Here is a 20,577-nt window from a genome sequence, read left to right on the forward strand (position 1 = left end):
AAGGACTAGACCAGCATGGTCAATGGGTTCGGACCGGGGTCAATCCGCCCTGCCCTCCCGGTAGTTGTGCGGGGTGACCGCGCCGCGCAAGAGGGGTGACACGCGCTGTGAGGGAGCCCACACCCCGCACCTGTCTGAACGGTCATCCGGCGTGGCACACTGGCCCTGTACCAGAAGCAGCGCACTCCGGGGTCGGTGAAAGTCCGAACCGGCGGTTACAGTCCGCGACCCGGTCGCTTCCAGCGGCCGGTTGACCAGGTGAAATTCCTGGACCGACGGTTAAAGTCCGGATGGGAGGCAGTGCGCGGCGGGCGGGCATGCGTTTTCCGTGTGCGCGCCGCCGTACCGGGACTCGTCCGTACGCGGACGTGTCTCCTCTTCGGCGACGCCTCCGGTGTGTGCTCACCCGTAGACTCTGTCGTCATCGACAGGCCCCGGAGTCCGTGCCCGAAGAGGCAGGAGGACCCGGGAAGTGTTCACCGGAATCGTCGAAGAGCTGGGTGAGGTCACCGCCGTCGAGAACCTCGGCGACGCCTCCCGTTTCCGGCTCCGCGGCCCCGTCGTGACCAAGGGCGCCCAGCACGGCGACTCCATCGCTGTGAACGGCGTCTGTCTCACCGTCGTGGAGCACGAGGGCGACGAGTTCACCGCCGACGTCATGGCCGAGACCCTGAACCGCTCCAGCCTCGGCGCGCTCGCCGTCGGCTCCCGGGTCAACCTCGAACGCCCCACCGCCGTGGGCGCCCGCCTCGGCGGGCACATCGTGCAGGGCCACGTCGACGGCACCGGCCGGGTACTGGAGCGCAGGCCCTCCGAGAACTGGGAGATCGTCAAGGTCTCGCTCCCCGCGGACCTCTCCCGCTACGTCGTCGAGAAGGGCTCCATCACCGTCGACGGCATCAGCCTCACGGTCGTGGAGGCCGGCCCGGACCACTTCACGGTCAGCCTCATCCCGACCACGCTCGACCTGACCACGCTCGGCCACAAGCAGCCCGGCGACCCGGTCAACCTTGAGGTCGACGTCATCGCCAAGTACGTCGAGCGGCTCCTCGGCGACCGCGCCCAGGGAGCCACCCGGTGAACTGGATGAACGCCGAGGCCTTCACCCTCTTCGGCCAGCGCATCATCTGGTCGGACATGGTCGGCAACATCCTCGGCCTGATCACCCTCGCCCTCGGCTGGCGCCGCTCCCTGTGGACCTGGCCCGTGCAGTTCCTGTCCGGCCTCGTCCTCTTCGTCGCCTTCTACGGCCACCTGACCGGCAGCGCCGGCAAGCAGGCCGTCGTCATGGCCGTCGCCCTGTACGGCTGGTGGCAGTGGCAGCGCAACCGGGGCCGGTCCGCGGACGGCCACATCGCCCCGCGGTTCGCCACCTGGCGCGAGCGTGCGGCGATGCTCGGCGCGGCCGCCGCCGGCACGGTCGCCGTCGCCCTGCTCTTCACGGCCTACCCGTCCCTGTCCTGGGACCCCTGGCCCGACGCCTACATCTTCGTCGGCACCATCGTCGCCATGTACGCCCAGGCCAAGGGCATGGTCGAGTTCTGGATCGCCTGGCTGCTCGTCGACCTCGTCGGCGTGCCCCTCAACTTCGCCAACCGCTACGCCTTCTCCGGCTTCGTCTACGTCATCTACGGCGCGCTCGTCCTGTGGGGCATGCGCGACTGGTGGCTGCGCTCCCGCCGGACCGCGCAGCCGGTCCTGGAAGGAGCACCGGCATGAGCACGGCCCCCATCCTCTACAACGCCGAGGACATCGAGGACTTCACGCTCGACCCCGTCGAACAGGCCATCGCCGACATCGCGGCCGGCCGCCCGATCGTGGTCGTGGACGACGAGGACCGGGAGAACGAGGGCGACCTCGTCATCGCCGCCGAGAAGGTGACGCCCGAGATCGTCGCCTTCATGATGAGCGAGTGCCGCGGCCTGATCTGCGCTCCCATGGAGCCCGAGGAGCTGGACCGGCTCCAGCTCCCGCAGATGGTCCAGGACAACACCGAGTCGATGAAGACCGCGTTCACCGTCTCCGTGGACGCCTCCGCCGCGCACGGTGTGAGCACCGGCATCTCGGCCGCCGACCGCGCGACGACGCTCCAGCTGCTCGCGAGCGGTACGGCCGAGCCGACGGACTTCGTCCGCCCCGGCCATGTCTTCCCGCTGCGTGCCAGGCCCGGTGGCGTCCTCGTCCGCGACGGCCACACCGAGGCCGCGGTCGACCTGGCCCGCCTCGCGGGGCTCCGCCCGGCCGGGGCCATCGTCGAGATCGCCGGCGAGGACGGCCGTATGCTCCGCCTGCCCGAGCTGATCCCGTTCGCCCGCAAGCACGGGCTGACGATCATCTCGATCGAGGACCTGATCGCCTATCGACGCAGCAGCGAGCCGACGGTCCGCCGCGAGGCGGAGACCCACCTGCCCACCCGGCACGGCACCTTCCGGGCCTACGGCTACCGCTCCACCGCCGACGGCGTCGAGCACGTCGCCCTCGTCCACGGCGAGATCGGCGACGGCGAGGACGTCCTGGTCCGCGTCCACTCCGAATGCCTCACCGGTGACGTCTTCGGCTCCCTGCGCTGCGACTGCGGTCCCCAGCTGGACACCGCCCTGCGGCGTATCCAGGAGGAGGGCCGCGGCGTGGTGGTCTACCTGCGCGGCCACGAGGGGCGCGGCATCGGCCTGCTGTCCAAGCTCCGGGCGTACGAACTCCAGGAACAGGGCCACGACACCCTCGACGCCAACCTGGAACTCGGCCTGCCCGCCGACGCCCGCGACTACGGCGCCGGCGCGCAGATCCTGGCGGACCTCGGCGTCCGCAGCCTGCGCCTGATGACCAACAACCCCGAGAAGACCGACGCGCTGCTGCGGCACGGCCTGAAGGTCGGCAGCCGGGAACCGATGCCGGTCCAGGCGGGCGAGCACAACCTCCGCTACCTGCGCACCAAGCGGGACCGGATGGGACACGACCTGCCCTGGCTGGACACGCCGGCCACCGCAGCCTGCGGCAACAAGTAAGCAAGAAGCACTGAGGAGACACGTGAGCGGCAAGGGTGCACCGGAGCTGTCCGTACGCAATGCGAGCGACCTCAGGGTCGCCGTCATCGCGGCGCAGTGGCACGAGAAGGTGATGGACGGTCTGGTGAACGGCGCCCTGCGCGCCCTGCACGAACTGGGGATCGACGAACCGACCCTGATCCGGGTTCCCGGCAGCTTCGAACTGCCGGTCGCCGCCAAGGTACTGGCCGGACGCGGCTACGACGCCGTGGTCGCCCTCGGTGTCGTCATCCGCGGCGGCACCCCCCATTTCGACTACGTGTGCCAGGGCGTCACCCAGGGCCTCACCCAGGTCAGCATCGAGACCGGAGTCCCCGTCGGCTTCGGCGTGCTCACCTGCGACACCGAGGAGCAGGCCCTGGACCGGGCCGGCATCGAGGGCTCGAACGAGGACAAGGGACACGAGGCGGTGACGGCCGCCGTGGCGACCGCGGCCACGCTGCGCTCAGTATCTGAACCCTGGCACTAGGCAGACGCCCGAACCGCGTAGGGTGGGCACCACCATGTCCAAGAAGACGTTCGAGGAGCTCTTCACCGAGCTCCAGCAGAAGGCCGCCCACGGCGACCCGGCCACCTCCCGCACCGCAGAGCTGGTCGGCAAGGGCGTCCATGCCATCGGCAAGAAGGTCGTCGAAGAGGCCGCCGAGGTCTGGATGGCCGCCGAGTACGAGGGCAGGGAGGCGGCCGCCGAGGAGATCTCGCAGCTGCTGTACCACGTCCAGGTGATGATGGTCGCCCGCGGGATCTCCCTGGACGACGTCTACGCCCACCTGTAAGCCCGCCCGTCGTAAAAGCCGTAGAAAACCCTTCACGCAAAGGAAGCCGACCTCATGCTGCGCATCGCCGTCCCCAACAAGGGTTCCCTGTCCGGCCCTGCGGGGGAGATGTTGCATGAGGCCGGCTACCAGCAGCGCCGTGAGTCCAAGGAGCTGCGGATCGTCGACCCGGTGAACGAGGTCGAGTTCTTCTACCTCCGCCCCCGCGACATCGCGATCTACGTCGCCTCCGGCCGCCTCGACGTGGGCATCACCGGCCGCGACCTGCTGATCGACTCCGGCGCCGACGCCGAGGAGATCCTGCCGCTCGGCTTCGCCCGCTCCACCTTCCGCTTCGCCGCCAAGCCCGGCACCGCGAACGGCGTCGAGGACCTCAAGGGCCGCACGGTCGCCACCTCGTACGAGGGCATCGTCGCGGGGCACCTCGCGGACAGCGGCGTCGACGCCTCCGTGGTCCACCTGGACGGCGCCGTGGAGACCGCCATCGAGCTGGGCGTCGCCGAGGTCATCGCCGACGTCGTGGAGACCGGCACCAGCCTGCGCAACGCCGGTCTGGAGGTCTTCGGCGAGCCGATCATGAAGTCCGAGGCCATCGTCATCCGCCGCACCGGCGCGGACGGCGAGGAACCGAAGGTCCAGCAGTTCCTGCGCCGTCTCCAGGGCGTCCTGGTCGCCCGGACCTACGTGATGATGGACTACGACTGCCGCGTCGAGCAGCTGGAGAAGGCCGTCGCGCTCACCCCCGGCCTGGAGTCCCCGACCGTCTCCCCGCTGCACAACGAGGGCTGGGTCGCGGTCCGCGCCATGGTCCCCGCCAAGGAGGCGCAGCGGATCATGGACGACCTCTACGCCATCGGCGCGCGCGCCATCCTCACCACGGCCATCCACGCCTGCCGCCTGTAAGGGGTACGCACCGCGATGTCCGACGCTCCCACCCTTCCCTCGCTTCCCGTCACCTTCCGGCCGGGTCACACCCGCGTGATCCTGCTCACCGCCGGTGTGGCGATCTTCCTGACCATCTCCGGGGTCGCCATGCTGCTGGAGCAGCTCGGCCCGGGCGAGCGGGCCAGCTTCGTCGTCACCGGGGCGCTGATCTTCTGGGTGCTCGCCCAGCTGGCCCGGGTGAAAGTCGTCGCCGACGACTCCGGTGTCACCGTGGTGAACATCGCCAGCAAGCGGCGCCTGGACTGGGCGGAGATCCTCCAGGTGAACCTCCGTCCGGGCGATCCGTGGGTCTTCCTCAACCTCAGCGACGGCACCAGCCTGCCCGCGCTCGGCATCCAGCCGGGCCTCGCCAAGCAGCGCGCCATCGCCGACGCGCAGGCCCTGAGGGCCCTCGCCGAAGCCCGCTCCCCGGCCCATCCGGCGGAAGATCAGGGCTGACTCGGGGGCGCCCACCCTGCCCGAGTGGGCCCTGTCTTGATTAATCTGGTGACGGAGGCCTGTTCGCTGCGCCTCCGCCCCTGCGTGCCAACCGGTGCACAGGGGTTCCTGCTACCCGAGGAGTGACTCCCTCCAGCGATGGACGGATCGTCCTGTAGTACCTGCGCCGCCCCGACCCGACATACCGGGAAGGCGGTGGCAGCGTGACCACCCCCCTGCTGCTCCTCGGAGCGGCTTTCCTGCTGATCCTCGCCAACGGCTTCTTCGTGGCCGCCGAGTTCGGCCTGGTGACCGTCGAGTCGACGGACGCCGAGAAGGCCGCCGCCGAGGGCGACCGCCGGGCCCGCAGGGTCGCGGAGTCGCTCAAGGAGCTGTCCTTCCAGCTCTCCGGCACCCAGCTCGGCATCACCATCACCTCCCTGGTCGTCGGCATGCTCGCCGAACCGGCCCTGGCCCGGCTGCTGCACGGCCCGTTCGCCGCCCTCGGCATCCCGGGCGGTGCCGTCTCCGGGGTCGCCGTGGTCGTCGGCATGCTGCTGGCCTCCGCGATCCAGATGGTGATCGGCGAACTCGTGCCCAAGAACTGGGCGGTGTCCAAGCCGCTGCAGGTCGCGCGGTTCGTGGCCGGCCCGCAGCACCACTTCTCCCGTCTGTTCCGCCCGGTGATCGCCGCGCTCAACACGGTCGCCAACCGGCTGGTGCGCGCGCTCGGCGTCGAACCCGCCGACGAGCTGGCCTCCGCCCGCACCCCGGGGGAACTCGTCTCCCTGGCCCGGCACTCCGCCCAGGCCGGAGCCCTGGAACAGGACACGGCCGACCTGTTCGTGCGCACCCTGTCCCTGGGCGAGCTGACCGCGCAGCACGTCATGACCCCGCGCGTGAAGGTCAGCGCCCTGCAGGACTCGGCCACCGCCGAGGACGTCGTCAACCTCACCCGGGCCACCGGCCTGTCCCGCTTCCCCGTCTACCGGGAGAAGATCGACGAGATCGTCGGCATGGCCCACCTCAAGGACGCGCTGGCGGTTCCCGTGCACGACCGGCTGCGCACGCCGGTCAGCCGTATCGCCCGCAAGGCGCTCCTCGTCCCCGAGACCCTGCCCGTCCAGCCGCTCCTCGCCCGGCTCCGCTCCGAGCAGCCCATCGCGGTCGTCGTCGACGAGTACGGCGGCACGGCCGGCGTGGTCACCCTGGAGGACATCGTCGAGGAACTCGTCGGCGAGGTCCGCGACGAACACGACGCCAAGGACATGCCGGAGCTGGCCCCCGCCGCGCCCGAGGACGGCAGGCCCGCGTGGGACGTGGACGGCAGCTGCCGCGTCGACATCCTGCTGCGCATAGGCCTCGACGTGCCCGAGGGGCCGTACGAGACGGTCGCAGGACTGGTCGCCGACCTGCTCGGCCGGATCCCGGCCCCCGGCGACCGGGCCGAACTGCCCGGCTGGCGGCTCTCGGTCCGCCAGGTCGGCCACTACCGCGCCGAACGGGTCCGCCTGGTCAGGACCGCCCCGGCGGCGCACATGTTGGAGGCCGCCCGATGAGCGTCCTGCAACTGGTCTTCGCCGCGCTGCTCGTGCTCGCCAACGGCTTCTTCGTCGGCGCCGAGTTCGCGCTGGTCTCCGTGCGCCGCAGCCAGATCGAACCGCTCGGCACCGCCCGGGCCCGCCAGGTCCTGTACGGCCTGGAGCGGCTGCCGCAGATGATGGCCGCGGCCCAGTTCGGCATCACCGTGTGCTCCCTGACGCTGGGCGCGGTGGCCGAGCCGACCGTGGCGCACCTGCTGGAACCGGTGTTCGAGGCGGTGCATCTGCCGGACGGCATGGTCCATCCGCTCGGCTATGTGATCGCGTTGGCGGCGGTGGTCTTCTTCCACCTGGTCATCGGCGAGATGGTGCCGAAGAACCTGGCGATGGCGGCCCCCGAGAAGGCGGCGCTCTGGCTGAGCCCGGGCCTGGTGTACTTCGCCCGGCTGTGCAAGCCGATCACGGTGTCCCTCGGCGCCTGCGCCCAGGCGATCCTGCGCCTCTTCCGGGTCGAGCCCAAGGACGAGGTGGAGGCTGTGGTCACCAGCGAGCAGCTCAACCGTCTGCTGGAGGACTCCGGCCAGGCGGGCCTGCTCGACCCCGAGGAGCGGGAACGGCTGGAGGACGCGCTGGAACTGGGCTCCCGCCCGGTGACGGACGTCCTGCTGCGCCGGGAGTCCCTGGTCACGGTGAACCCTGCGGTCACCCCGGGACGCATCGTCGAGCTGACGGCCCGCACGGGGTACTCCCGCTTCCCGGTCGCCGCCACGGACAAGGGCCCCTTCATGGGGTATGTGCACGTCAAGGACGTCCTGGACCTGGAGGACTCCGACCGTGCGGTGCCGCAGCACGTGTGGCGCCCGATGGCTACCCTGCGGGCCGAGCTGCCGCTCGACGACGCGTTGACCGTGATGCGCCGGGCGGCGACGCATCTGGCCCAGGTGGCGGATGCGTCCGGCAAGGTGCTGGGTCTGGTGGCCCTGGAGGACGTCCTGGAGATGCTGGTGGGCGAGGTCCGGGACCCGGCACACCGGGAGATGCCGGAACCGCGGCTGAGCGGGGAGCCGGAAGAGGTACTCGCCACCTAGCCCGGGTCGTCGCGGGGAGCTGTGCGGCCGCGGGGTGTGCCGTGGCCGATCGCGCGGTTCCCCGCACCCCCGCGCGGTGCCCTACATGCCCGACGGATCGTGCGGCCCCCGCCCCGACAGGACCTCCCCGTACGCCTGCATCAGGTCCGGCAGCCGTAGCGTCGCCAGGTCCTCCCGGGACAGGGAACCCGCGTACGTCGACAGCCGCAGATCCCGGTAGGCACAGCTCTTCTCGTACAGGGTCCGCAGGAACCGCCCGTTGCCCAGCTCGTCGATCCACCCCTGATCGACCACGTGCCCCGCGATCGAGCGCAGCTCCTCCAGCGCCTCTTCGTCCCACACGTCCCCGTTCTCCGCCGCGAGCACCCTGCCGATCTCGGTGAGTTCCAGCGGCCGGTAGGAGGGGAAGTCCACCCGGCTCGTGAAACGGGACGACAGCCCGGGGTTCGCCGCCAGCAGCCGGTCCATGCCCTCCGGGTAGCCGGCGAGGATCACCACGAGATGGTCCCGGTTGTCCTCGGCCCGCTTCAGCAGCACCTGCAAGGCCTCGTCGCCGTACGCGTCCCCCTTGCCGTAACCCGAGTTGGACAGCGAGTACGCCTCGTCCACGAACAGCACCCCGCCGATCGCGGAGTCGATCAGCTCGTTGGCCTTCACGGCCGTCTGCCCGAGGTACTCGCCGACCAGATCGGCCCGCTGGGCCTCGACCAGGTGGTCACCGCCGAGCAGCCCGAGGGCGTAGAAGACCCGGCCGAGGATCCGGGCCACGGTGGTCTTCCCGGTCCCCGAGGGCCCCGAGAAGACGAAATGCCGTTTCGGCGGCTGCACCGGCAGTCCCTGCCCGGCCCGCAGCCGGGCCATGTTCAACTGCGCGGACAACGCCTTGACCTGGCGCTTCACCGGTTCCAGCCCCACCATGCGCTCCAGCTCCGCGAGCGCCTCCTCAAGGAGCGCGGGATCGGTCGGACCGGCCGGGATCGGCGACGAGGGGACACCCGTCTTCAGCCGCACCGCCGGATCGGTCACCGAGGGCAGGGGCCCGGTCGGCAGATCGGGCTCCGGCAGCCGCAGATCACGGCCGTCGGCGCCGAAGAGGGGGTCATACGCGTCCGGCCCGTCCACGCTGTCCTGCCCGGCCCCCGCCAGGGTGATCGCGGCGAGGTCGGCGGCGTCGTCGTACCCGTCGCCCTCGGCGATCGCCGCGAGCCGCGCCGACGTGTCCATGAACGCCGGGTCGACGCGGTGCACCGCGCGGTACAGGGGGAGCGCCGCGGCGCTGCGGCCCGTACCCTCGTGCGCCCGGGCCAGCCAGTAGCGCAGCTCCTTGCGCTGGGGCTGCTCGCTGCGGCAGCGCATCAGCGCCGCCGACAGCAGGGGTTCGGCCTGTCCGTACGTCTCCAGCCGGACCCGGGCCATGCCGCCGAAGAGTCCGGCCTCGATGCCGAGCATGGGATCGTCCAGCAGCGAGTCGGTGTGCCGCACCAGCTGCTCCCAGTCCTTGACCAGATAGGCGCGGCACGCGTGCAGGAAGCGGACCTGGGGGTCGGTGTCGACCGGGGGCAGCCCGGCGAGGGCCCGGTCCAGCTCGGGCACGTGCCGGCCGTCCAGCCAGTGCGAGGCGTGCGCCAGCAGCAGATCGCGCGGGCTCTCCAGCACCGGCTGTACCCACCAGCCCAGCCAGTACCAGGAGTTGAGGGTCCGGCGGTGCCGGGCGCGCTGTTCGCCGAAGCGGTCGCGGTGCCGGAACATCCTGAGCAGCGAGGTCGTCGTGTCGACCCGGAGCGCGTGCAGCCCGAGCCAGCCGTCGGCCATTCCCGGGTCCATCCGCACCGCGATGCGGAACTCCTCCTCCGCCTGCGGATAGGCGCCCATCGTGTAGGCGTCCACCCCGCGCAGCCAGGCCAGGTCGGCCGGGGCCTCGGGGCCCTGCGTGCCGAAGTCCATCCCGTCCCCCCACAGACCGTGCCCCCGTGGTTCACCACCGGGCAGTCGCCCGACGGCCGCCGCAGTCGAACCGCCGTGCCGCGGACCGGAGTTACCGGTGCGCGAGGCAGCCTCGAAGGTCGCACCGAGGGCATCGTACCCGCGCGATGACCGCGTGCCGAAGGGTGCCGCGCAGGCCGTTCGACGAGGTGGGAGCAGACGGGGCGCACAGGGTTTCGTGACCGACGGTGAGCGGATCGGTGCATGGGGCGCCCGGAAAATCGTCCGCGGGCAGAACGAAGCCCCCGATCACGGGGGAACAACCGGGGGCTTCGCGTCTGGGGGCGGCGCCGATTGGCCGCACATTGAGAACGTAAGTCCTGTACGGGGCCCCGGTCAAGCCGAGTTGAGGCCTTCGGGGAAGTTCCTCCGTACGTGTCTTCACAGCTTCACCACAATGACGAAGGGCTGTTACTCTGGGTCACGCTTTGGTCCGGTCCACCGGTTGACGCGGGCCCCGGCAGCACCTCGTACCCCTCCGGCGCCTGTCGTACCAGGAGATCGGCATGGGGGCGCGAGGGGTCCTCGGCGAAGTGCGCGTGCTCCGCCTTCACCCAGCCGTCCCAGAACTCCCGTTGCTCCGCCCCGTCCCGCCGCCGGCCGCGCGCCCAGGACTCCTGGCGGGGCAGCTCCATCCACAGCAGCAGGGCCAGGTGCGGGCGCAGCGCCCGGCGCCCGGCCCCCACGCCCTCGACGAGGACCACGGGCGCCGCGGGCAGGGGGAGCGGTGCGGTGAACGTACGGGCCTGCCAGTCGTACGGCGTGTAGTGCGCGCTCTCGCCGCGGGCCAGCGGCCGGATCACCTGGGCCATGAGCCGGTCGGTCCACTCGAAGAGCTGCTCGTGGCTGGCGATGTCGTCGAGGTGCAGCACCGGAGCCCCGCCGAGCGCGGCGGCCACCCGCCCGGCGAAGGTGGACTTTCCGGAGCCGGCGTGCCCGTCGACGCCGAGCAGCCGGACCGGGCCGAGGGAGGGGGGAAGCCCGCGCAGCCGGGCGGCGAGGTCGAGAATGGTGGGTCCCCGGTGTGGGTCGGTGTGGGCGGTTCTCCGGAAACAGTCTAGTAGTGGCCCATAGTGGCCGGAGCGTCGAGGCCGCCGGACCGGAATAGGTGGGGGCTTGAATCATCGGCTGGCGGCCAGTCAATGACCAGGATAAACATTCGCGAATCCCCTGACCGATATGTCGAATTCGGCGTTCCGGGTGTGCCCGTAACTGAGTATGGTGCCTCCAGCGCAACCGGTGTGCGTCGTACGGGGACTGGCGGGGGGACATGGCCGCGGAGTTATTCGAAGGGCACTATGTGTGGCATCCGGCGGCCGACGACCGTGTCCTGGCGAGCGTATGCGTCGATGTGCGCGCCGGACGTTATCGATACGCGTACGAGGCCCTCGCCGAGACGCGTTCCGACTTCGCCCTGCGCGCGCATCGCTCGCTGGTCCTCGCCTCCGAGGCCGCCGGCACCGATCTGGTCGAGCGCTGGCTCGCCGAGGAGCCGACGCCCGAGGCGGCGCTGATGTGGGCCCGGGTCGCGGTCCAGCGCGCGCTGCGGGCCGCCGACGCGCGCGACGAGCGGGCCGAGGCGCTGGAGCGGATCGCCCTGACCGCCTGCGACCGGGCCGCCGCCCTGGCCCCCGAGGACCCCACGCCCTGGGTCGCCAAGCTCGCCATGGCCCGGCTGCACCAGCTGCGCGAGCCGGCCCCGCAGGGCCTGCTCACCGCCCCGCCCGGGCCCTGGCGGCTGTTCGCGCACATCCTCTCGCTCGATCCCTGGCACCGCGAGGCCCACCACCGCTTCCTGTCGTTCTTCTTCACGCGCCACGGCGGTTCGGTCAACGCGGCCTGGGACGTGGCCGCCTTCCTCAGCCAGCGGGCGCCCGCCGACTGCGCCCTCCGGCTGCTGCCCCTGGTGGCCCTGGTGGAGAGCTACAACCCCACCCAGCTGCTCGCCGACCGCGTCTGGGAACAGCCGCAGTGGCGCTCCACCGCGCTGGCGATCTACCACAACTGGCTGCCGGCGGTCGCCGGTTACCGCTTCACACCGGTGCTCGACCTGGCCTACCTCGCGCACGCGCTGGTCATGGCCCAGCGCGAGTTCGAGGCCCGGGCGGTGTTCACCGCGATGGGTCCGTACGCCTCGCGCATGCCCTGGAGTGCCTTCGGCGACCCCGCCGAGCAGCTCTCCCGGGCCCGGCGCGCCTGCGGCCTGCCCGTCCCGCGGCCCGACTGATCCGGCGGGCCGGTCCCGCTCGTTCCTGTTCGTCCCCGCTCCCCAACGAGAGAAAGGCCGATCTGTGTCGGAACGGATGTCGACGCCACGGGCCAAGGCCCGCGGCGGTGAAGACCCGGTCGTGCTCGACGACGACGCCACCCTGCACGCGATGGGTTATCCGCGGAAACTCACCCGGCGCTTCCAGGCGTTCGACAATTTCGCGATCTCCTTCACCATCATCAATATCCTCTCGGGTATTTTCTCGTCCTTCGGATTCGGTATGAACGCGGGCGGCCCCCGTATTCTCGTGTTCGGCTGGATCGGTGTCTGCGTCATGGTGCTGCTCATTGGTGCGGCCATGGCGGAAGTCGCCTCCGCCTATCCGACGAGCGGCGCGCTGTATTTCTCCGCCGGTAAACTTGCAAAGCGGCACAAGGGTGCCTGGTCCTGGTACACGGGCTGGCTGAACTTCGTCGGACAGATCGGCGGCACCGCCGCCACCGGCTATGCGGCCGCCACCTTCGTCCAGGCCTTCGTGCAGCTGCAGTGGCCCTCGTACCAGGCGACCGCGCACCAGACGGTGCTGATCACGGCCCTGATCATCGTCCTGCAGGGCCTCGCCAACACCTACACGGTCCAGCTCGTCGCCGTCCTGAACCGCATTTCCGTGTGGTGGCTGCTGATCGGACTCGTGGTGATCGTGGGCGCACTCATAGTGATGCCGGATCACCATCAGCCGGTGTCGTTCGTGACGCATTTCGAGAACAACACCGGCTTCACGAGCGGACTTTACGGAGGCATGCTCGGGCTGCTGGTCACCAGCTGGACGTTCACCGGGTTCGACGGCAGCTTCCACATGTCCGAGGAAACGGTCCGCGCGACGGTCAACGCGCCCCGGGGCATCACGCGCGCCATCGGCTATTCGGCGATCACCGGTCTGATCCTGATGCTGGCACTGGTCTACAGCATTGGCGACTACTCCAAGGTGGCCGGTTCCGATGCGCCGCCGGTCCAGATTCTCATCGACGGCCTCGGACTGGGCGCCGCCAAGGTCATGCTCCTCATCGTCATCGGCGCGATGCTCTTCTGCGGTCTCGCCAACCTCACCAGCAACACCCGGCAGATCTTCGCCTTCTCCCGGGACGGTGCCATGCCCGGCTCCCACTGGTGGCACTCCGTCTCGCCGCGCACCCGTACGCCCGTGAAGGCGGTGTGGCTCGCGGTGGTCTGCTCGCTGGCCCTGGTCGTGCCCGGCTGGTGGTCCCACACCGCCTTCACGGCCATCGTCAGTGTCAACGTGGTCGGTCTCTTCCTGGCCTACGCCGTGCCGATCTTCCTGCGGCTGCGGCTCGGCGACGGGTTCCAGCCGGGGCCCTGGCACCTGGGCCGCTGGGGCCGGCCGGTCGGCTGGCTGGCGGTGGTCTGGATCGTGCTCAGCAGCGTGCTGTTCATGCTGCCGCAGGCCTCGCCCATCACCGCCGACTCGTTCAACTACGCGCCGATCGCCCTCGCGGTCGTGCTGGTCGTGGCGACGGTGTGGTGGTTCGCCACGGCCCGCCGCCGCTTCCAGGGGCCGATCAGCTACGGCGGCCCCGACGAGGTCGCGGCGATGGACCTCGTCTGACGGAGGTGCGGCCCGGTCGGCTGCGCGGGGGCTGCTCCGGCGGCTCCCCGCGCCCCTCGGGGAGCCGCACCGCCGTGGGTCTCCGGGGCGCGGCGGCACCCGGCCGGCGCCGCCGCCCCCGGCCCGCGCGGGCTCCGTCCAGCCGCTCATGAGATCTTCCACTGGATCAGACCAATATTCATCGCGCGGCATGCGCCGAAGTGCTGGCAGGGGCATGCCCGCTGCTCCATAGTTGGCGCACACGTGCAGCAGATCAGCCCCGACCGCACCACACACCTGGGGGTAATCGCGCCCATGAGCAGAGCCGAACAGCCGTCCCGCAGAACCGTCCTGACCGCCGCCGTCGCCGCGGCGGTGGCCGGCGGAACGGCCCCCGCTGCCGCCGCCGCTCAGCGGCCCGCCGCCGAGGCCGACGGCCCTGGCGGGCCGCCGGCCCGCCCGATCGACTACCACGCCTGGACCACGTACAGCGAGTGGCGCCTCGGCACCTCCCAGGGCGTGCGGGCCGTCGCCGGACCCCGCCCCGGCCTCGTGATCGGCGCCCCCGCCGGCCGCAGCGACTACACCGACCCGCACACCGGCACGACCGCCACCTGGGAATACGCCGTCTGGACCTCTCCGGTCCACCGGCTCACCGTGCCCGCCACCGAGGCCGTCGCCTCCTGGAACGCCCACACCCCGGAGGGCACCTGGCTCCAGGTGGAACTGCAGGGCACGTACTCCGACGGCACCGACACCCCGTGGTACGTGATGGGCCGCTGGGCGGCCGGCGACCAGGACATCAAGCGGACCTCGGTGGACGGCCAGACCGACGGCAAGAGCACCGTCTGGACCGACACCTTCGCCATCGGCGACGCGAGCACCGGCCTGCGCCTGGCGTCGTACCGGCTGCGCCTCACCCTGTACCGCCGGCCCGGCACGCGTCTGACCCCCACCGTGTGGCGGCTCGGCGCCATGGGCTCCGACATCCCCGACCGCTTCACCGTCCCCGCCTCCACCCCCGGCCTGGCCCAGGAACTGGTCGTCCCGCGCTACTCGCAGGAGATCCACAAGGGCCAGTACCCGGAGTACGACAACGGCGGCGAGGCCTGGTGCAGCCCCACCTCCTCGCAGATGATCGTCGAGTACTGGGGCGGCCGGCTCACCCCCGAGCAGCTGTCCTGGGTCGACCCCGCCTACGCCGACCCGCAGGTCGACAACGCCGCCCGCTTCACCTACGACTACCAGTACGAGGGCTGCGGCAACTGGCCGTTCAACGCGGCCTACGCGGCGACCTTCGAGGGCCTGCAGGGTGTGGTCACACGGCTCGCCTCGCTCACCGACCTGGAGACGCTGATCGCGGCCGGCATCCCGGCCATAACGTCCCAGTCGTTCCTGAAGACGGAGCTGACCGGCGCCGGCTACGGCACTTCCGGCCATCTGATGACCGTGATCGGCTTCACCGCGGACGGCGATGTGATCGCCAACGATCCGGCCTCGCCGGGCGACGACGCGGTACGGCGGGTCTATCTGCGCCGTGAGTTCGAGAACATCTGGCTCCGGACCAAGCGGTACAACGCCTCCGGGAAGGTCGTCTCCGGCACCGGCGGGATCTGCTACCTCTACTTCCCGGCCCATCCGAGCCCGCGCCGGCGCAAGGCGCTCGAGGCGGTGGGCGTGCGCTGACCGTGTGAGCAAGCTCATCGCCGCACATGGCGCCGCGGGTGGCAAGGTGGACAAACGGGTGGGGGACCCGCTCTGTACGTCCGACCTCTGTGAGTACCACGATGACCGCACACCCGGCCACCGCCACCCGCGTCCGCACCGGCGGCCCCCAGGAAGACGGCCCGAAGATCCTCGAACACGTCATGGGCTGGGTCCTCGTGGCCGTCGTCGCGATGTTCGTGACCCAGCTCGGTCTGCTCTGAACCGACCGCTCACGTGTGCGGCATGTTCTGACATACTGCGGAGGTCCCGCCGACCGCCTGGAACAGGGCCGAAATTGAATATGCCGCAGCAGCGTGCCGCCGTCCGCCGCCCAGCCCCCGACTCCGCGCGCGCAGGGACCCCCGCCCGGATACGCGGCACCGAGCGTTCGGCGGCGCGTCGCGCCGAACTCATCGCCATCGGGCGGAAGCTGTTCGCCGACACGTCCTACGACGCGCTGTCCATGGACGACATCGCCCGCCAGGCTCATGTCGCCAAGGGGCTGATCTACTACTACTTCCGGTCCAAGCGCGGCTACTACCTGGCGATCATCCAGGACTCCGTCGCGGACCTGGTCACCTTCGCGTCCAGCGCCCTGGGCCTGCCCGCCGTGGACCGCGTCCACCGCACCATCGACAGCTACCTCCGCTACGCCGAGCACCACCAGGCCGCCTACCGCACGATCGTCAGCGGTGGTGTCGGCTTCGACACCGAGGTGCACGCCATCCGGGACGGGGTGCGCGAGGCGATCATCACCACCATCGCCGAGGGCGCCTACGGCCGCGGTGACGTCCCCCCGCTGGTGCGGATGGGTCTGCTGTCCTGGGTGTGCGGCGTCGAGGGCGCCGCCCTGGACTGGATCGACCGCCCCGAGCTGTCCCGCGAGACCATGCGCGAGCTCCTGGTGAAGATGCTCGGCGGGGCCCTGCGCGCCGTCGAGGAGCTGGACCCCGCCTACCCGGCGCCTCGGCCGGCCCGCCGCGACGGCTGACCCGCCGGGAGCGGAGGCTCGTGGTCCCCCGCTCCCGGGTCCCCGTCCCGGGGTCTAGTTGATCGCCTTGATCAGTTCACCGTTCGCGGTGTCGCCGCTCAGCTCCCAGAAGAAGGTGCCGCCGAGGCCCTGCTGGTTCTTGTACGCCATCTTCGTGGCGATGGTGGCCGGGGTGTCGTAACTCCACCAGTCGCTGCCGCACCTGGCGTAGGCCGTGCCGCCCACGGTGCCGGTCGGCGGGCACTTGGTCCTGAGCACCTTGTAGTCGTCGATGCCCTGCTCGTACGTCCCCGCCGCCGGGCCGGTGGCCGTCCCGCCGGGTGCCGCCCGGGTGACCCCGGTCCAGCCGCGGCCGTAGAAGCCGATGCCGAGCAGCAGCTTGGACGCCGGGACGCCGAGGCCCTTGAGCCGGGCGACGGTGGCCGAGGTGTTGAAGCCCTCCTTCGGGATGCCCGCGTAGGAGGTCAGCGGGGAGTGCGGGGCCGTCGGGCCGCTCGCGTCCCATGCGCCGAAGTAGTCGTACGTCATCGGGTTGTACCAGTCGACGTACGGGGCGGCGCCCGCGTAGTCCGCCGCGTCGATCTTGCCGCCGCTGGAGGCGTCCGCCGTGATCGCGGCCGTCACCAGGCCACCGGAACCGAACTTCGACCGCAGTGCCGCCATGACGTTCCGGAACGCCTCCCGGCCGCTGGTGTCGCACGTGTTGCCGCAGGCGTTCGGGTACTCCCAGTCGATGTCGATGCCGTCGAACAGGCCCGCCCACTTGGAGTTCTTCACCAGGTCGTAGCAGGACCGGGCGAAGGCGGAGGGGTTCTTCGCGGCCTCGCCGAAGCCGCTGGACCACGTCCAGCCGCCGAAGGACCACAGGATCTTCAGACCCGGGTGCTTCTTCTTCAGCTTCAGCAGCTGGTTGAAGTTGCCGCGCAGCGGCTGGTCCCAGGTGTCGGCGGCCCCGTCCACCGACTCGGCGGCGGTGTAGGCCCGGTCGGTCGCCGCGTAGGAGTCGCCCATGGCGCACTTGCCGCCGGTGACGTTGCCGAAGGCGTAGTTGATGTGGCTCAGCCGGGCCGCCGATCCGGAGGTCTCGATGTTCCTGACGTAGTACTTGCGGTCGTAGGTACCCCATTCGGTGAAGTAGCCGACGACCTTCGAGCCGGCCTTGACCTGGGGAGCGGCCGGGGCAGCCGCGGTCGCGGTGCCGGTGCCGGCCAGCAGTGCGGCACCGAGGACGGTGGTACACGCGGCGGCCGTGAGCGCCCGCAGGCGGGAGCGGTGGGGAGTGTGCATCGGGTGTCTCCTCGTGGGGGGAGGGGAACGCGCGCCGATTGGCATGAACGCGGTAAAGCGTTGGTCATGCACAGTAGGAGGACTAGACCACTGCGTCAATGGTTCGGACCAATCTCGGCGGCGGTGGGGTCGCGCTCCCTGACTCGCGAGCAGTTCCGGCTGGATTCTTGAAGTAAGCGGTCGTTAACTGGTGACGGGAGGTCGCTGATCGGGCATACTCACAGCGCACAGCCGCTGGTCAGCCGCTTCCGAGACCCGGGAGCGGGCGCCTTCGGCCATCACGGAACGACCAGGCGGACCCGCCCCCACCCGACGGGCCGGACCGCCGGCGCCCGAACAGGGAGGAGACCGACGCCATGTCCGACCGCGACCCGCAGCCGGTGGAGCGTCAGCTGCCGACGGAGGAGGCGCGGGATCTGCTCGCGCTCGTCCGGGACATCGCCCAGCGCGAGATCGCGCCGAAGGCGGCCGAGGAGGAGGACGCGGGGCGCTTCCCGCGCGAGGTCTTCACCCTGCTCTCCGAAGCGGGCCTGCTCGGCCTGCCCTACGACTCCGAGTACGGCGGCGGCGACCAGCCCTACGAGGTCTACCTCCAGGTCCTGGAGGAGCTCGCCGCGGCCCGGCTCACCGTCGGCCTCGGCGTCAGCGTGCACACGCTCGCCTGCTACGCGCTCGCCACCTACGGCACCAAGCAGCAGCAGGTCGAGCATCTGCCCGCCATGCTCGGCGGCGGCCTGCTCGGCGCCTACTGCCTCTCCGAACCGTCGGCCGGCTCCGACGCGGCCTCGCTGCGCACGAAGGCCCTCCAGGAGGGCGACGAGTGGGTGATCAACGGGACCAAGGCCTGGATCACGCACGGCGGCATCGCCGACTTCTACACCGTGATGGCCCGCACCGGCGAGGACGGCCCGCGCGGGATCAGCGCCTTCCTGGTCCCCGGTGACGCGCCGGGTCTGAGCGGTGCGGTGCCCGAGAAGAAGATGGGCATGAAGGGGTCGCCCACCGCCCAGGTCCACTTCGACGGCGTCCGGGTCGGCGACGAGCGCCGGCTCGGCGAGCAGGGCCAGGGCTTCTCCATCGCCCTGTCCGCCCTCGACTCCGGCCGGCTCGGCATCGCGGCCTGCGCGATCGGCCTCGCCCAGGCCGCGCTCGACGAGGCGGTCGGCTACGCCACCCAGCGCCGGCAGTTCGGTCATCCGATCGCCGACTTCCAGGGCCTGCGCTTCATGCTCGCCGACATGGCCACCCAGATCGAGGCCGGCCGGGCGCTCTACCTCGCGGCGGCCCGGCTGCGCGACGCCGGCAAGCCGTTCGCCAAGCAGGCCGCCATGGCCAAGCTGCACTGCACCGACACGGCCATGAAGGTCACCACGGACGCCGTGCAGATACTCGGCGGCTACGGCTACACCACCGACTTCCCGGCCGAGCGCTATATGCGCGAGGCCAAGGTCCTGCAGATCGTCGAGGGCACCAACCAGATCCAGCGGATGGTCATCGCCCGTCACGTGGCGGGACCCGAAGGTCGCTGAACTGGCCCGTGAGGACCGTCGGGGCCGCCAGTCTGATCCACTCCGGGTCGTGGCGGCCCGGCAGGGTGCGGCCCCGGTCGGCCCAGACCCGCATGAGGTCGCGGTAGATGGGCGGGTCCTGCGGCAGGGGCGGCGGAACCGATTCTGCGGGCCGGGGCACGAAGATGCGCCGCTGACGCCCGATGGCCGTGTACGTGGGGGTCATACCCGGGCAACGCGGCAGTGGCCGTACAGGTCACCGGTACGCGGTATAGAGCGTCAGTTCAGGCACGTCCGGTTCGCTCTCTGGCCACCTCCGGTCGTCTGACGTACCGTCAGCTGACCATCGTTCAGGGGGTGTCCGTGGCCGACGACCGTCCCGTACCGCTCGACGAATACCCGGTGCACCAGGTGCCGCTGTCCATGAAGCACGTGGCGACCGGCGACCGCAACGCCTACGACCGCTGCATCTTCCACGTCGTCGACCACGCCGGCCGCGCCCTGCTCATCCTCGGCCTCGGCGTCTACCCCAACCTGGGTGTGATCGACGCCTACGCCACCCTGCGCACCGGGGACACCCTGCACGCCGTCCGCGCCTCCGACGCCCTGGGGGAGGACCGGATGCGGCTCGCCGTCGGCCCCCTGCGCGTCGAGGTCCCGCGGCCGCTCCAGGAGCTGCGTCTGATCTGTGAGGACGAGCAGCTGTCGTACGACCTGACCTGGACGGCCGCCTTCCCCGCCCTCTGGGAGCCGCACCACCTCCAGCGCCGGGGCGACCGGCTCACCCTGGAGGGCCGCCGCTTCGTCCAGGCAGGCACCGCGGAGGGCGTGATCCGGGCCGGGGGAGAGGAGTTCCGGGTCACGGCCGACGACTGGACAGGCACCCGGGACCGTAGCTGGGGTGTGCGGCCGGTACCCGGCGAGGACGGCGGGCGGCTCGCCGCGGACCACCCCACCGAGGGCTTCCACTGGATCTGGTGCCCGGTCCGCTTCGAGGACCGCTTCCTGATGGTCATCACCCAGGAGGACGCCGACGGCTACCGCTCGCTGAACGACGCCACCCTCGTCCGGCCCGGTCACCGGGACCGCCAACTGGGCTGGCCGCGGGCCGAGATCGGCTATCGCTCCGGCACCCGCCATCCGGAACGGGCGGTCATCCGTCTCGGCGACGCCCGGGGGCCGCAGAAGCTGGACGTCGAGATCCTGGCCTCCTCGCCGCTCGCGCTGGGCGCCGGCTACCCGCCGGCGGACGACTGGCAGCACGGGAGCTGGCGCGGGCCCGGATGGACCGACCGCCGTACGTACGACATGACCCTGCCCCATCCCCTGGCCGGTTACGGCGTCACCGACCACTCCGCCCGCTTCCGCCTCGACGGGCGCACCGGTCACGGCATCTTCGAGCACGGCTCGTTCGGCCGGCACGACCCGAGTGGCTTCACCGGCTTCGACTCGGTCGCGCCCTGAGGGAGGAACCCGCT

Annotated in this window: 19 protein-coding genes and 1 riboswitch; of the genes, 16 read left to right on the forward strand and 3 right to left on the reverse strand. The window is 71.0% G+C overall.

What is annotated here, in order from left to right:
- Window positions 1-177 precede the first annotated feature (177 nt).
- Window positions 178-308: riboswitch (FMN riboswitch) on the forward strand.
- Window positions 309-472: 164 nt separating this feature from the next.
- The 9 genes from IE244_RS35475 (at window position 473) to IE244_RS35515 (ending at window position 7,811) form a co-directional block, all read left to right on the forward strand.
- Window positions 473-1,081, forward strand: coding sequence for a riboflavin synthase (locus IE244_RS35475; protein WP_191877695.1), 609 nt, complete (start codon window positions 473-475; stop codon window positions 1,079-1,081).
- Complete coding sequence (locus tag IE244_RS35480) at window positions 1,078-1,719, forward strand: nicotinamide mononucleotide transporter family protein (RefSeq protein WP_191877696.1); 642 nt, start codon at window positions 1,078-1,080, stop codon at window positions 1,717-1,719. Before IE244_RS35475 ends, IE244_RS35480 begins: the two co-directional genes overlap by 4 nt.
- Window positions 1,716-3,005: a bifunctional 3,4-dihydroxy-2-butanone-4-phosphate synthase/GTP cyclohydrolase II gene (locus IE244_RS35485; RefSeq protein WP_191877697.1), complete on the forward strand. Its 1,290-nt coding sequence runs from the start codon at window positions 1,716-1,718 to the stop codon at window positions 3,003-3,005. Before IE244_RS35480 ends, IE244_RS35485 begins: the two co-directional genes overlap by 4 nt.
- A 22-nt stretch (window positions 3,006-3,027) precedes the next feature.
- A complete protein-coding gene (gene ribH, locus IE244_RS35490) occupies window positions 3,028-3,513 on the forward strand; it encodes a 6,7-dimethyl-8-ribityllumazine synthase (RefSeq protein WP_031174443.1) in 486 nt (161 codons plus the stop codon).
- A gap of 34 nt (window positions 3,514-3,547) precedes the next feature.
- Entirely contained in the window at window positions 3,548-3,820 is a 273-nt protein-coding gene (locus tag IE244_RS35495) for a phosphoribosyl-ATP diphosphatase (RefSeq protein ID WP_031174442.1), read from the forward strand.
- A gap of 54 nt (window positions 3,821-3,874) precedes the next feature.
- Entirely contained in the window at window positions 3,875-4,723 is an 849-nt protein-coding gene (gene hisG, locus IE244_RS35500) for an ATP phosphoribosyltransferase (protein ID WP_191877698.1), read from the forward strand.
- A gap of 15 nt (window positions 4,724-4,738) precedes the next feature.
- Window positions 4,739-5,203 carry a PH domain-containing protein gene (locus IE244_RS35505; protein ID WP_191877699.1) on the forward strand — a complete coding sequence of 155 codons (465 nt, stop codon included), beginning with the start codon at window positions 4,739-4,741 and terminating at the stop codon, window positions 5,201-5,203.
- Window positions 5,204-5,406: 203 nt separating this feature from the next.
- Complete coding sequence (locus IE244_RS35510) at window positions 5,407-6,741, forward strand: hemolysin family protein (RefSeq protein ID WP_191877700.1); 1,335 nt, start codon at window positions 5,407-5,409, stop codon at window positions 6,739-6,741.
- Window positions 6,738-7,811, forward strand: a complete 1,074-nt coding sequence (locus IE244_RS35515) for a hemolysin family protein (protein WP_031174438.1) — start codon at window positions 6,738-6,740, stop codon at window positions 7,809-7,811. The genes IE244_RS35510 and IE244_RS35515 overlap by 4 nt, the downstream gene beginning before the upstream one ends.
- A gap of 81 nt (window positions 7,812-7,892) precedes the next feature.
- Here IE244_RS35515 and IE244_RS35520 read toward each other — a convergent pair whose 3' ends face one another.
- The gene (locus IE244_RS35520; RefSeq protein WP_191877701.1) at window positions 7,893-9,755 is read right to left on the reverse strand and encodes an AAA family ATPase; all 1,863 of its coding nucleotides are present in this window, start codon (window positions 9,753-9,755) and stop codon (window positions 7,893-7,895) included.
- A 428-nt stretch (window positions 9,756-10,183) separates the two neighbouring features.
- Window positions 10,184-10,804 (reverse strand): uridine kinase family protein, encoded by a 621-nt coding sequence (locus tag IE244_RS35525; protein ID WP_191877746.1) that lies wholly within the window; start codon window positions 10,802-10,804, stop codon window positions 10,184-10,186.
- A gap of 260 nt (window positions 10,805-11,064) precedes the next feature.
- Here IE244_RS35525 and IE244_RS35530 point away from each other — a divergent pair, with 260 nt between their 5' ends.
- The 5 genes from IE244_RS35530 to IE244_RS35550 all read left to right on the forward strand — a co-directional run bounded on the left by IE244_RS35530 (window position 11,065) and on the right by IE244_RS35550 (window position 16,304).
- Window positions 11,065-12,021: a hypothetical protein gene (locus IE244_RS35530; protein WP_191877702.1), complete on the forward strand. Its 957-nt coding sequence runs from the start codon at window positions 11,065-11,067 to the stop codon at window positions 12,019-12,021.
- Between the two features lie 76 nt (window positions 12,022-12,097).
- Window positions 12,098-13,627, forward strand: coding sequence for an amino acid permease (locus tag IE244_RS35535; RefSeq protein ID WP_229854610.1), 1,530 nt, complete (start codon window positions 12,098-12,100; stop codon window positions 13,625-13,627).
- A gap of 294 nt (window positions 13,628-13,921) precedes the next feature.
- Window positions 13,922-15,292 (forward strand): C39 family peptidase, encoded by a 1,371-nt coding sequence (locus IE244_RS35540; protein WP_191877704.1) that lies wholly within the window; start codon window positions 13,922-13,924, stop codon window positions 15,290-15,292.
- Window positions 15,293-15,393: 101 nt separating this feature from the next.
- A complete protein-coding gene (locus IE244_RS35545) occupies window positions 15,394-15,534 on the forward strand; it encodes an SCO1431 family membrane protein (protein ID WP_107069516.1) in 141 nt (46 codons plus the stop codon).
- 74 nt (window positions 15,535-15,608) lie between these two features.
- Window positions 15,609-16,304: a TetR/AcrR family transcriptional regulator gene (locus IE244_RS35550; RefSeq protein ID WP_373305809.1), complete on the forward strand. Its 696-nt coding sequence runs from the start codon at window positions 15,609-15,611 to the stop codon at window positions 16,302-16,304.
- 54 nt (window positions 16,305-16,358) lie between these two features.
- On the opposite strand, the gene IE244_RS35555 is transcribed toward IE244_RS35550, so the two are convergent.
- Window positions 16,359-17,591, reverse strand: coding sequence for a glycoside hydrolase family 18 protein (locus IE244_RS35555; protein ID WP_191877706.1), 1,233 nt, complete (start codon window positions 17,589-17,591; stop codon window positions 16,359-16,361).
- 356 nt (window positions 17,592-17,947) lie between these two features.
- Between IE244_RS35555 and IE244_RS35560 the strand changes: the two genes are divergently transcribed.
- Both IE244_RS35560 and IE244_RS35565 read left to right on the forward strand, forming a co-directional pair.
- Window positions 17,948-19,120 (forward strand): acyl-CoA dehydrogenase, encoded by a 1,173-nt coding sequence (locus IE244_RS35560; protein WP_191877707.1) that lies wholly within the window; start codon window positions 17,948-17,950, stop codon window positions 19,118-19,120.
- Window positions 19,121-19,462: 342 nt separating this feature from the next.
- Window positions 19,463-20,563: an Rv3169 family protein gene (locus IE244_RS35565; protein WP_191877708.1), complete on the forward strand. Its 1,101-nt coding sequence runs from the start codon at window positions 19,463-19,465 to the stop codon at window positions 20,561-20,563.
- The last annotated feature ends 14 nt before the right edge of the window (window positions 20,564-20,577 follow it).

Source organism: Streptomyces filipinensis (genome assembly GCF_014649495.1).
Lineage (GTDB): Bacteria > Actinomycetota > Actinomycetes > Streptomycetales > Streptomycetaceae > Streptomyces > Streptomyces filipinensis.

Excerpts from the sequence above, each read along its gene's own strand:
- IE244_RS35520 (WP_191877701.1), bottom strand. The coding sequence starts at position 9,755 with ATGGACTTCGGCACGCAGGGCCCCGAGGCCCCGGCCGACCTGGCCTGG.
- IE244_RS35530 (WP_191877702.1), top strand. The coding sequence starts at position 11,065 with ATGGCCGCGGAGTTATTCGAAGGGCACTATGTGTGGCATCCGGCGGCC.
- IE244_RS35495 (WP_031174442.1), top strand. The coding sequence starts at position 3,548 with ATGTCCAAGAAGACGTTCGAGGAGCTCTTCACCGAGCTCCAGCAGAAG.
- IE244_RS35540 (WP_191877704.1), top strand. The coding sequence starts at position 13,922 with ATGAGCAGAGCCGAACAGCCGTCCCGCAGAACCGTCCTGACCGCCGCC.
- IE244_RS35505 (WP_191877699.1), top strand. The coding sequence starts at position 4,739 with ATGTCCGACGCTCCCACCCTTCCCTCGCTTCCCGTCACCTTCCGGCCG.
- IE244_RS35560 (WP_191877707.1), top strand. The coding sequence starts at position 17,948 with ATGTCCGACCGCGACCCGCAGCCGGTGGAGCGTCAGCTGCCGACGGAG.
- hisG (WP_191877698.1), top strand. The coding sequence starts at position 3,875 with ATGCTGCGCATCGCCGTCCCCAACAAGGGTTCCCTGTCCGGCCCTGCG.
- IE244_RS35485 (WP_191877697.1), top strand. The coding sequence starts at position 1,716 with ATGAGCACGGCCCCCATCCTCTACAACGCCGAGGACATCGAGGACTTC.
- IE244_RS35555 (WP_191877706.1), bottom strand. The coding sequence starts at position 17,591 with ATGCACACTCCCCACCGCTCCCGCCTGCGGGCGCTCACGGCCGCCGCG.
- IE244_RS35535 (WP_229854610.1), top strand. The coding sequence starts at position 12,098 with ATGTCGACGCCACGGGCCAAGGCCCGCGGCGGTGAAGACCCGGTCGTG.
- IE244_RS35515 (WP_031174438.1), top strand. The coding sequence starts at position 6,738 with ATGAGCGTCCTGCAACTGGTCTTCGCCGCGCTGCTCGTGCTCGCCAAC.
- IE244_RS35545 (WP_107069516.1), top strand. The coding sequence starts at position 15,394 with ATGACCGCACACCCGGCCACCGCCACCCGCGTCCGCACCGGCGGCCCC.